This is a genomic window from Pseudoalteromonas sp. CO109Y, from assembly GCF_004208935.1.
Taxonomy (GTDB): domain Bacteria; phylum Pseudomonadota; class Gammaproteobacteria; order Enterobacterales; family Alteromonadaceae; genus Pseudoalteromonas; species Pseudoalteromonas shioyasakiensis.
The window spans coordinates 436037-448339 of record NZ_SGPD01000042.1; the positions used below are offsets into that span (position 1 = coordinate 436037).

Genomic DNA, 12303 nt, shown 5'->3' on the forward strand with positions numbered 1-12303 from the left:
AAGGACTTATACAGAAAAGAAAAAAGGTGACCAATCCTATGGCCACCTTTTTAGATCAAACTCAATTAACTATCCAGGGTAATTGGTTTTGATTTGCTAATGTTAACAGCAAAGCCCTTAACATTGATATTTTTATACGCCAGTTAAGCGTTCTCGGCGTTTTTTCCACAATAAGAACTGATAACCAAGTAGGCCATCGGCCTGAATATTGATCCGCCCACCTGCGGCTTTTATCACTTGCAATTGCTTTGGCTTATCGTCGAATTCAAATTTGAATTTATATGACGTCAGTGTTTGCTTAATCAAACTAATGGCAAGCTCGTGCTCTTTTGCAGCCTGAATGGTGACCATTTCATCCTGATTAAAGCGGTACTTAATTTGTTTATTTGTTGCGATTAGTTTCGGCATCAAATTAGCGATATGTTCATTCCAGTGCGCAGACTTTTTTGCGTATTCCATTGAAGCCGCCTCATCTAGCTCCCATGTGGTCAATAGCTCTTCAGGAACATTAAACCCTTTGTTGGTTGAGCTTGCAGCTTGATGGGTTTGCGCACTAGCTTGATCAGGAATAAAGCTTAGAATACATAACCATATTATTGTTATTATTGAACTTTTATACATTAGCAGGCCTTTGTTACAAAGATATTGAAATAAAGGCCCAGCCACCTAGCCGGACCTTTAAGCGCTTAACACAAAATGGTATTAGTCATTAATATGTGCGCAGCGGCCAAATTCAGCACCTGCCGACACCGCATCAACCACTTGCTTAGGGAAGCTAAGTTCACGGTCGCGGCCGTTATCACATACAAATGCCTTATTCGCGTCAATTTCTATTGATAAAACTGCGCCAGCAATGCCAGCCATGATTTCAGAACCATCAGCACTTAGACCAAACATGTTATCGGTAAGCAAGCCTTTTGCTTCAGTAACACCTTGCTTAGCAAAGAACTCTGCTGATGACATCCAGCCAATACCTTTTAAATAAATAGCGCCAACAAAGCCGCCAGATAGAGGGCTACCAGCGCGTCCGGTGATCATCGATAAGTCCTCATTTGCATCAAGAACCATCACTGAAGGTAAGCCAAATCCTAGTTCAACTAATTCTTCATGGCTGTAGCCTAGGTCGCAATAGTTGGTCCAGAAACTTATCGCAGGAATGTTGTCACACCAACGTAAGCTACCAATTTTTTGAGTTGTATTGGTTACTGTATCCCATACTTTAACGCCAGCAGGACGACGGTTTTCGATGGCGCCAAAGGCGACATAACGACCATTTTCAGAGATAACTGAATTGTCGATTGCACCAAACTCCGTGTAAGTATCAACAAGCTTGCCATTCACCCAAGCAATTTGCGTAAAGCCATTCGTTGAACCTGTAATGGTTTCGCCATTACCAGAGATACGATCTGCTCGCGCCCATGCCGTACGACGAATTTGCTCATCGCCATTCATAATAGCGATTTCTTTACCGCTACCATAAGTACGGTCAACCATTTGGGTGCCAGGTAAAACGCTTGCTTTACCCGTGTTTGCATCCCAAACAGTAGGCATACCAACTGAACGTGCAGCTTCGCCTTCAGCACAGCGATTTGAACCATCATATGGGAAGCGTGTTGTACCAACAATCAACTTACCATCATCATCCATATCCCAGATGCTATGTGAGCTTTGCCCCTGCTGACTTGAAAGCGAGCAACTATTCCCCGTTAAATCTTCAAGCATTGATACTTTGCCTGAGTTTATATCCCAGACGCCGCCTTGCATCACGCCATTATCATTAAAGTGTGCGGTAATGGCAGCTTTAGTTGCTGTTTTGTTCATTGCTGTGCTTGTAGAGCTTAATAAAGCGTAGCCATCAGGGCTTACTAAAGTATCAAACGAATTAGTCGCACTGTCGTATAAGAAAGGAATACCCGAAGAGGTTGTTCCAAGTGCTTTTTTACCGTTTTTAGCGTGATCCATTACAAACGCTGAAATCAGTGGCGTATATTGAATACCATCTTGATAACCGTTGAAGAACATCTCAACTTGTTTAGTTTCACCCGCTGAAACAACTATCTCTGTCATCGCACAGGCATTATCTATTCCCGGGTTTGCACTTTCGTTGTCATTCCAATATTCAGCTTCAGAAAGAATATTCGTTTGCTGAGTTGGGTAGCCACCTGCATTGATCTCTTGGGTATAAAGAGCATAACGTGCACCTGGTGTTAAACCATTAATGGTAAATGAGCCATCTGGGCCGATACGGCCTTGTGTCATGTTACCTGACTGTTGACTGATCACATCTTCATAGGGGTTATCAAGATTTCGTGCTATTAAATTAATACCAGAATACTCAACGCCTTCTTTTGTAAAAAGCTTTCCTTGAATACTACCGAACTTTGCTTTGTATTCCTCGGTAGGATAGAGGTCAGAAATATTAACAATATCGTCTTTTACATTAATCGTATGCTGATTAGAGCCTGCTGTTGAACGAACATTAATAAACGGGAACATTGTTTCAATGGCAGAAAAGTCAAGCATACTTGAACTAGTAAACTCTGTAACCCCAGCACAGCCCGGTACACCGTCGTATTGTGGGCTGTAGCTAGCCGACATATACACTAAATGGCCATTTGCTTGCGAGTGAGACATATTGATCGCATGGCCAAACTCATGGGTGAATACCCCACCAACTTGCGTGCCATCGGTATCATTAATATCAACATACCAGCCGTTCATTAAAGCTGTCGCTTCAATAATCTCACCGGTTTCTTCATCAGCCCATTCAGGGAATGCAATACCTAAAACAGCGCTTCTTGGCACACCAAAATAGTTTTCTAAAATACCACCATCAGTGTCGTAATTGACCCAAAAGCCATAACCGTTCTCAACACCATAAATTTGATCAACATTTTCTGCAGTCACATCCGCAATGCCTGTTTTCTCAAAAATCGTGCCCTGCACTGACATCTCGAAGGTCGAGGTTTCTACATCAGACCACTCTTTCACAGCATTCGCCGTTACTTTGTTGGCTTGCTCAATCGTTAAAAATGTATAATCTCGGTCAAGTTCTGTATTAGCAGGGATCACTGTGCCATCAGCTAAGGTAACATCAACGTTAAAAACAGTGCCTTTTTCAAGTACAGTGAAGGTTTCAACATCGTTACCGTCTTTATCTTTGATAAGTTGGCCGCCATCTGTCCACACTGGAATACTGCCTTTTGAGGTATCCCATTTATATGGCTGCATTGTCGGTTCATGAATATAAAGTGGGCCACCGGCTAACGCACCTGTTGAAATAGTTGCAAGGGTTAATGCTGCTGCGATTTTAGAAAATTTCATTATTGTTGTACTCCAGACAGTTCACCTACTAAATCCATAAAAACTCCCACATCGACTGCACCTGGTGTGGTTAAGAGATTTTGTTGCTCTGCTGATAAGCTGCTGGTATCTAACCCTTCAAAAACGCCTTTGTTAGCAAAAATGTTTTCTACTTTGCCATTGCGCACTACAAATTTACCTTGAGCTAAACCAACGGTCGTTTGAAACCCTGTGATTGATGCTGGCTTATACATAAAGGCAATCACTTGTTCGCCTTCACGCCATTTAGAAAAGCCCTCAGGTGTTGCGCCTAAATACACTTTGCCATTGCCCATAGAGCGGGGCTTGATCAAGCCAAACTGACGAAAAGTGTAATTTGAATCCTCTTTTAATTTGCCTTTAGCATCTGACGAAACCTGAATAGTCACTTCGGTATAGGGACGATTGTTATCAAAACCATCTGTTACGCTTACCACCTGACCGGCAATAATGCTCTGTGACTCAACGGCCATCTCTTGTAAGTTTTGTTGTTTTAGTTTCATTGCATTGGCTGCGGGGCTCAAAGTAAGCATGGTGCCAAGTGCAAAAGCTGACGCGCATGACAACTTAGAAAGTGCACTGCGTAGTTTCATTGTTCTCTCCTTTGATTATTCAAAATAAAAATGGAAGTAAGATTTTTGGTTTATAAAAAATCAATTCACTAATATTTTATGATTGAATAAGTTCAGGAATTCACGAAAAACCATGTAGCGTTTTGTACACTTAAATTTAACATTTCGATTACAATTTTATTGTTGCTATTTTCCTCTGAAAAGATAGATTAAAGATTCAAATTAAAAGCAGATATTATTGATTTTAAATGATTTAAAATACCCCCAACTTATCATCGGAAATTAGCTTACCCGCACAAAAGTGAACAAAAGGTTAACAATAACAGTTGATGTTATTACACTTTTAAGATGCATTATAGAAATGGTAAATTAATAGCAATTAGCTTAGCTAAGTGAGCACGTTCTAAGCGAGTAGAGATTGGGTATGTCAGCAGAGAAACCCGCTGACATTAAGTGAAGAATAGTAAACTAAAACAGCTGAATTTCTTCAGTTTCAAGCGCAAAGGTTTTGCCGTTTGCAAAACTTATATCGATATAAAAAATATGACTACTCTCAACTTCAGGAGCTTGGTTAGGTTTTAGTTCAATAAATATAGGTGCTGTAGTGGGTAATACGCTCGTGAAGTCTTCTACACTGGCATAGTTGCCATCACTGTAATAATCAAAATCATTAACAAACATCTCTGTGATATCAAACACACTATTTAAACTCATACCCGCAGTGAGTTCATTGTTGTAATCAGCGCTTGAGTATATATTAATCGCTGTAATGGTGTTCGCGCTCCCTAGTACCACTGCAGGGATAGCACACTCTGCATACTCTTTATTAGGGTCGGGCTCATTTCCTTCACTATAAACGCCTTCACCAACACCGCCTAATTTAATGGTATAGGCATCATAAGCGAGTGCTGTATTAGCCTCGTTTTGCTCTGGGGTGACAACATAATTATTAATATCGATTGCAATGGGGTAAGGTGAGCACTCAAGCTCATCGTTTGAGTCTGAATTACAACCAGCTAAAAAGCTTGCGAGTAAACTAGCCAGTAAAAGATTTTTCATTATTGTCCTTATTAGTTTTATCATTTCCTGAGTTAATAATTGCCTATAAAATAGCCCATAACAAGTACTTAACTGCTAAAATTCGCTCACACTTTATACCCGTGTTGCTATAGATGGTTAAGGTTCATGAAAATGCCATCAAATGACTATTTAATTAAATTAGGAATTTTCACGTAAAGCGCGTATAATTCGCGCCCGTTAATATTTAACCTTTTAAATTTAAAATTATTGGAGCATAAAGATGGCTTTAGAGCGTACTTTTTCAATCGTAAAACCTGATGCAGTTGCTAAAAACCACATCGGTGCTATCTACAACCGTTTCGAAACTGCTGGTCTTAAAATCGTTGCAGCTAAAATGGTTCACCTTTCAAAAGAAAAAGCTGAAGGTTTCTACGCTGAGCACAGCGAGCGTCCTTTCTTCGGTGCTTTAGTTGAGTTCATGACATCTGGTCCAGTAATGGTTACTGTTCTTGAAGGTGAGAACGCAGTTCTTAAAAACCGTGAAATCATGGGTGCTACTAACCCTGCTGAAGCACTAGCTGGTACTTTACGTGCTGACTACGCAGACAGCATCGACGAAAATGCTGTTCACGGTTCTGACGCTGTTGAATCAGCTGCACGTGAAATCGCATACTTCTTCGCTGACGAAGAAATCTGCCCACGTACTCGTTAATTTCGAGTTCACAGCTAAGTCTGTGATGCAGAAGAAAAAGGGCTTTCGGGCCCTTTTTTAGTCATTAGCTAAGCCTATTGTAAATCTGTTTAGCTAATGACTAAGTCGATTAAATAATGTACAATCGCGCACCCAAACTACTTACCACCGTCACTGATTGAGGTTGTTTCATGGCCACTGAAAAAAAGATTAATTTATTAGATTTAAACCGAGATGCAATGCGTGAGCTTTTTGTATCATTCGGTGAAAAGCCATTCCGTGGCGATCAGGTGATGAAATGGATTTATCATTTTGGTGTAGACAATTTTGACGACATGACAAACGTCAACAAAAAGCTAAAAGAGAAACTAAAAGCTGAATGTGAAATTGTTGCTCCTGAAATCTCAGTTAAGCAAGTAGCAAGTGATGGCACCATCAAATACGCTCTGATGCTACAAGGTGGCCAAGAAGTAGAAGCTGTTTGGATCCCAGAAAAAGACCGTGCAACTTTATGTGTTTCATCACAAGTAGGTTGTGCCCTTGAATGTACTTTCTGCTCAACAGCACAACAAGGCTTTAACCGTAACTTATCAGTATCTGAGATCATCGGTCAGGTATGGCGTGTTGCAAAAGACATTGGTTTAGATGGCGATAGCACTAAGCGACCAGTTACTAACGTGGTAATGATGGGTATGGGTGAGCCATTACTAAACCTTAAAAATGTAGTACCAGCAATGGAACTTATGATGGACGACTGGGGTTTTGGTTTATCAAAGCGTCGCGTTACATTAAGTACCTCTGGTGTGGTACCTGCTCTTGATTTATTAAAAGAGAAAATTGACGTAGCGCTGGCTATTTCACTTCACGCGCCAAACAATGAACTACGTGATGTACTGGTACCAATTAATAAAAAGTACCCTATCGAAGAGTTTTTAGCGGCGTGTCGTCGTTATATTGATGGCTCTAAAGCAAACAAAGATGTGACTATCGAATACGTTATGCTACAAGGTGTAAACGACAGCACAGATCAAGCTCACGAATTGGTTAAAACTCTTAAAGGTACACCTTCAAAAGTGAACCTAATTCCGTTTAACCCATTCCCAGGTAATGAATATGGCCGTTCGAGCAACAGCCGCATCGACCGCTTCTCTAAAGTATTACAAGCAGCGGGAATTACCTGTATTGTTCGCCGTACCCGTGGTGATGATATTGACGCAGCTTGTGGGCAATTAGTGGGTGATGTTGTAGACCGTACTAAACGTTTAGCGAAAAAGAAAATGCGCGAAGATAACGCTATTGCGGTAAATGTTCACCAAGCATAAGCGTAACTTTTAAAGATAAGCCTTTGTGACAAACTCGTTATTTTTAAAATAATAGATGCAACACAAAGGCTTTTCGGTAAGATAGGCATACGGAATCAAAGAAGAGATTAGGTAATGCGTTCTATACTTGCCATTACTGTTAGTGCAATAGCATTAACAGGGTGTGTTACAGAAAACAGCTACAATGGTAGCGACAGACCCGTTGTTGAAAAAAAGATTAATAATACCGGTGCTGCTCGTACTCGTATCGCCCTTGCGTTACAGTACTTAAAGACAGGCAACAACTCGCAAGCAAAATATAACCTAGAACGTGCCGCAGACTTTGCCCCTGACCTTCCTGAAGTACACTATTCTTTAGCTTATTACTATCAACAGGTTGATGAACCTGAGCTAGCAGATAAAGCCTATCAACGCGCACTAAAAATCGCCCCTAATGATCCGAACACCTTAAATAACTACGGTGTATTTTTGTGTGGCATTGGCGAATACGACCGCGCAGCAGAAGAGCTTCTTAAGGCGATTTCAATTCCTAGCTATATCCGTGTAGCTGAAAGTTACGAAAACTTAGCCTTGTGCGCGATTGAATTTGATGATTTTGAAAACGCAGAAAAATACCTTAAGTCAGCACTAAATCACAGCTCACAGCGTCCTTCTTCAATGATAAGCCTTGCTGGTTTGTATTACGCAAAAAGCGATCTTCATAAAGCTGAAGATATCATTGAAAAATACGAATCTTTAGGCCGAGTAACACCTCGAGCACTCATGCTCAGCTACTTAATTCAGCAACGCATGGGCCATATTGAAAAAGCTGAAACAACGGCAGGTATTATTCTACAAACCTATCCAGGTTCAGTAGAAGCGAAAACCATTTCATCTGGGCAAACTAAACGCTCAGAATTTGAAGTTCTACGAGAAAAATACCGTCAAGCGCAGCTTGAAGAGCTGAAAATCTCAAGCGATAACAGCATAGTTAGCAAAGATCAGCCAAAAATTCGCATCGTGAAAAGAAAAGCGCCTGCTAAACAAGCTGTTGTTGCACAGGCGTCAGTGGCTGCTACCGGGCAAAGCCTTGTAAAGACCACAAATGTTCCAACAACTTATGAACAAACTTCTCTAGTTGAGCAGCCAACTGTAAACAAAACTCAACCCGAGCCACAAACTGTAGCGCAAAGTAATAAGCAGGTGCCTACTGAGGTAAACTCAGACAGCGAAGAAAAGCCCGTAACAGAGACTTTAGCCTCTTCACAAACGAGCGATACAACGCCAGAGACGCTCACAAAGCAAACTGACGAAGGTTTCCAAACAGTTTCCTCTCGTAAAGTTGAACAAACTCCAGTTATTGCAAAGCAGCAAACAGACGCGCAAACACCAGCGCAAAGTAATGATGAAGTGACCATAGTGTCATTTGGTGCACCGCAAACGCCAAGCGTTCAACAACAAACGCCAGCAAACTCGCAAAATACCAAAAATGATGCCAGCACTGTGGTCTTTTACGAAGCAGAAAAAGACGAAAACGTATTTAGTGGCAGTCAAACAACGGCGTCAACCGCAAATAGCACTGACTTTAGCGTGACAAACGAGCCGCTTAACTTACCCATGCTGAACGCAAATGTACCGGCGCTGAATATCCCGTATCATATTATTGAAAATGGTGAAAACCTCTTTAGCATTTCGGTGCGATACAATGTTAAACTACAGAAGATTTTGCTGTGGAATGGCTTAAAAGAATCGGATCGTGTACAAAACGGTACTCGCATTTATTTGAACGATCCGAACATTTATCACGACATCAATGATGGCGACACACTCTTTAGCATAGCCACACAGCATAGCGTATTGATCGATCAGTTAATGCGCTGGAACAAATTGAGCCCAGATGTCGCCCTAGAACCTGGGCATAGACTCTTATTGGTAGATCCAGACTCATACGCATTATGAATGAAGAAAACAATTTAGAACAACCACAAGAAACGCTCGGCCAAGCGCTAAAAAAGCGCCGCGAAGACGCAGGAATGAGCCTTGAGCAACTTGCTGGTGCATTAAAGTTATCAGTTTTACAGTTACAACGACTAGAAAACGACGAGCACGAACTACTAGGCCCTGCGACCTTCGTAAAAGGTTATATCAGAAGCTATTGCCGTGAGCTTAAAATCGATAGCCAAGCCATGCTTGAATTACTGCCTGAGCACGTTGAGCCTGAGAAAAAGTCAAAAATGCAGAGCTTTTCTCGCCGCACAGAAAAAGAAGCACATGACAGCCGTTTAATGCTGTTTAGCTACTTTATCGTAGCGGTGATCATTGGCTCGTCTGTGTTTTGGTGGTGGCAAAATAGCAACCAGAATATCGAAGAGCCGGTCACGACTGCGATGCCAAACCAACTTGAAAGCAGTGATATTTCACCTGACTTAACTGTAGAAGCACCAGCTGAAGAAACCATTCAACCACTCGCTGAAGGCGAGCAAGAAATCGCTCAGCCTGAAGCTGATGCGCCAACGACCAGCAACGAAGCACAAAATCAAGCTGCATCACAAAACCAATCTGCTGCTCAGCCACAAACTGAAAAGGCAGATCCTGAGCACAGCGAAGTGGTGATGCACTTCAATGAAGATAGCTGGGTAGAAATTCACGATGGCAACGGCGATCGCATCGCTTTTGGTGTTAAAAAAGCAGGTTACATTATGACAGTAACCGGCCCACAGCCGTTTAATGTAGTATTAGGCAAGCACCAAGTAGTCGACATTACTTTTCAAGGTCAAGCCGTCGATACCTCACATTTTGCCAAAAATCGCTTAGCTAAATTTACTTTACCGTTATCAGAGTAACCGCAATGTTTTCAGAATCTCCTATTAAACGCAGAAAATCGACCCGTATTAACGTAGGTAACGTGCCAATTGGTGATGGTGCGCCAATTGCCGTTCAGTCGATGACTAACACCAACACCCTAGATATCGATGCAACGGTTGCACAAATTCAAGCTATTCAAGATGCCGGCGCCGATATTGTGCGTGTGTCTGTACCAACCATGGAAGCAGCTGAAGCATTTAAAAGCATTAAAGAACAAGTCACTATCCCGCTGGTAACAGATATTCACTTTGATTACCGTATTGCATTAAAAGTGGCTCAGTATGGTGCGGATTGTTTACGTATTAACCCGGGTAACATCGGAAGCGAAGAGCGTATTCGTGCCGTTGTAGACTCTGCACGTGAGCATAACATTCCGATTCGTATTGGTGTTAATGGCGGTTCATTAGAGCGCGACTTACAAGAAAAATACGGTGAACCAACGCCAGAAGCTTTACTTGAATCAGCTATGCGCCATGTTGAGATCTTACAACGTTTAGACTTTGATCAATTCAAAGTATCCGTTAAAGCGTCAGATGTATTTTTAGCGGTTGGTGCGTATCGATTACTTGCCAAAGAAATTGACCAGCCTCTGCATTTAGGTATTACCGAAGCCGGTGGTATGCGCTCAGGTTCTGTTAAATCAGCTGTTGGCTTAGGTATGCTACTAGCCGAAGGCATTGGTGACACACTGCGCGTATCCCTTGCTGCCGATCCGGTACAAGAGATCAAAGTTGGTTTTGATATTTTAAAATCATTACGCATTCGCTCTCGCGGCATTAACTTTATTGCTTGCCCGAGCTGCTCACGCCAAGAGTTTGATGTGGTAAGCACCATGAACCAACTTGAAGAGCGCCTTGAAGACGTGGTTGAGCCTATGTCTGTGTCGGTAATTGGTTGTGTAGTAAATGGTCCTGGCGAAGCACTTGTAAGTGATATTGGCCTTGCTGGTGCGAACCGTCGCTCTGGCTTATACATCAATGGTGAGCGCCAAAAAGCACGTATCGATAACGATAACATTGTCGACCAACTTGAAGGCTATGTGCGCGACTTTATCGCTAAAAAAGAGAAAGAAACGCCAATCGACATCAAAATCGTTGAATAATTCGCATATACTCGGCAAACCCTTGGGTTTGCCGTTTACCTTTACCGCTTAGACGGTATAATGACGGGTCAATTTTTTAGTTTTTCTTGAGGCGCGATTTTTTCAGCGCAAGTACAGTATTTAGGATTTATCAGTGGCAAAACAAATTCAGGCAGTTCGTGGTATGAACGATTGTCTGCCAGGCGATACGCAAATTTGGCAGAAAGTAGAAGACATTTTACGTGAAACAGTTTCATCGTTTGGTTATCAAGAAATTCGTTTTCCAATTGTTGAATCAACCGACCTATTCAAGCGCTCTATCGGTGAAGTAACCGATATCGTCGAAAAAGAAATGTACACCTTTGCAGACCGTAATGGCGATAACTTAACACTTCGCCCTGAAGGTACGGCAGTATGTGTGCGTGCAGGTAATCAAAACGGTTTACTGTATAACCAAGAACAACGTTTATGGTACATGGGCCCTATGTTCCGTCACGAGCGTCCACAAAAAGGCCGTTACCGTCAATTCCACCAATTTGGTTTAGAAACATTCGGCATTGCCACTGCTGATATTGATGCAGAAGTTATTTTGCTGACAGCCCAATTATGGAAAGAATTTGGTATCAGTGAGCACGTTCGTCTGGAGCTTAACTCATTAGGTTCAAATGAAGCGCGTGCAGACTACCGCGATGCACTTGTTGCTTACTTAGAGCAACACGTCGATGTACTTGATGAAGACTCTAAGCGTCGTATGCACACCAACCCTTTACGTGTGTTAGATAGCAAAAACCCTGATGTACAAGCTATTTTAACTGATGCGCCTAAACTATCTGAGCACTTAGACGCTGAATCAAAAGAACATTTTGAAAATTTATGTGAACGTTTAGACGCTGCAGGCGTCGAATACACGGTAAATGAAAAGCTTGTACGTGGCCTTGACTATTATAACCGCACTGTTTTTGAGTGGGTAACCGATAGCCTAGGCGCACAAGGAACCGTTTGTGCCGGTGGTCGTTACGATGGTCTAGTTGAACAACTAGGCGGTAAAGCAACACCAGCGGTAGGTTTTGCAATGGGTCTTGAGCGTTTAGTGTTATTACTTCAAGCACTAGAAAGTGTAGGTGACATCCGCCGTAGTGCTGATGTATATTTGGCAGCCATGGGCGATAAAGCCAGCATTCAAGCGCCAATCATTGCCGCTCAATTACGTAAAGATGTTGCAGGTCTACGTGTTATGGTGCACGCAGGCGGTGGCAACTTTAAAAAGCAATTAAAACGCGCAGATAAAAGCGATGCGCTAGTCGCGGTTATTATCGGCGAAGATGAATTAGAACAAGGCGTTGTGACTATTAAGTACTTACGTGAGCGTAAAGAACAAGTCACCTTAAAACTAGAAGAAGCGAAAACGCTACTAGCTGAACTTATTTAAGC

General features: G+C 42.1%; 10 protein-coding genes. 6 read left to right on the forward strand and 4 right to left on the reverse strand.

Going from position 1 to position 12303, the window contains the following annotated elements:
- Positions 1-132: 132 nt before the first annotated feature.
- The 4 genes from EXT43_RS19610 to EXT43_RS19625 form a co-directional block, all read right to left on the reverse strand.
- Positions 133-621, reverse strand: a complete 489-nt coding sequence (locus EXT43_RS19610) for a hypothetical protein (protein WP_130167747.1) — start codon at positions 619-621, stop codon at positions 133-135.
- Between the two features lie 81 nt (positions 622-702).
- Entirely contained in the window at positions 703-3324 is a 2622-nt protein-coding gene (locus EXT43_RS19615; RefSeq protein ID WP_130167748.1) for a hypothetical protein, read from the reverse strand.
- On the reverse strand, positions 3324-3935 hold the full coding sequence (locus EXT43_RS19620) for a hypothetical protein (RefSeq protein WP_063528465.1): 612 nt from the start codon (positions 3933-3935) through the stop codon (positions 3324-3326). The genes EXT43_RS19615 and EXT43_RS19620 overlap by 1 nt, the downstream gene beginning before the upstream one ends.
- Before the next feature lie 447 nt (positions 3936-4382).
- Positions 4383-4973 carry a hypothetical protein gene (locus EXT43_RS19625; RefSeq protein WP_130167749.1) on the reverse strand — a complete coding sequence of 197 codons (591 nt, stop codon included), beginning with the start codon at positions 4971-4973 and terminating at the stop codon, positions 4383-4385.
- Positions 4974-5214: 241 nt separating this feature from the next.
- Between EXT43_RS19625 and ndk the strand changes: the two genes are divergently transcribed.
- From ndk to hisS, 6 genes are all read left to right on the forward strand, one after another.
- Positions 5215-5646: a nucleoside-diphosphate kinase gene (gene ndk / locus EXT43_RS19630; RefSeq protein ID WP_036972405.1), complete on the forward strand. Its 432-nt coding sequence runs from the start codon at positions 5215-5217 to the stop codon at positions 5644-5646.
- A 170-nt stretch (positions 5647-5816) separates the two neighbouring features.
- A complete protein-coding gene (locus EXT43_RS19635) occupies positions 5817-6947 on the forward strand; it encodes a bifunctional tRNA (adenosine(37)-C2)-methyltransferase TrmG/ribosomal RNA large subunit methyltransferase RlmN (RefSeq protein ID WP_062565862.1) in 1131 nt (376 codons plus the stop codon).
- 114 nt (positions 6948-7061) lie between these two features.
- Positions 7062-8885 (forward strand): type IV pilus biogenesis/stability protein PilW, encoded by a 1824-nt coding sequence (gene pilW / locus EXT43_RS19640; protein WP_063527450.1) that lies wholly within the window; start codon positions 7062-7064, stop codon positions 8883-8885.
- Positions 8882-9769 carry a RodZ domain-containing protein gene (locus EXT43_RS19645; protein WP_062565864.1) on the forward strand — a complete coding sequence of 296 codons (888 nt, stop codon included), beginning with the start codon at positions 8882-8884 and terminating at the stop codon, positions 9767-9769. Before pilW ends, EXT43_RS19645 begins: the two co-directional genes overlap by 4 nt.
- A 5-nt stretch (positions 9770-9774) precedes the next feature.
- The gene (gene ispG / locus EXT43_RS19650) at positions 9775-10893 is read left to right on the forward strand and encodes a flavodoxin-dependent (E)-4-hydroxy-3-methylbut-2-enyl-diphosphate synthase (protein ID WP_054553525.1); all 1119 of its coding nucleotides are present in this window, start codon (positions 9775-9777) and stop codon (positions 10891-10893) included.
- Between the two features lie 133 nt (positions 10894-11026).
- Positions 11027-12301 (forward strand): histidine--tRNA ligase, encoded by a 1275-nt coding sequence (gene hisS, locus EXT43_RS19655; protein WP_058584526.1) that lies wholly within the window; start codon positions 11027-11029, stop codon positions 12299-12301.
- Positions 12302-12303 lie beyond the last annotated feature (2 nt).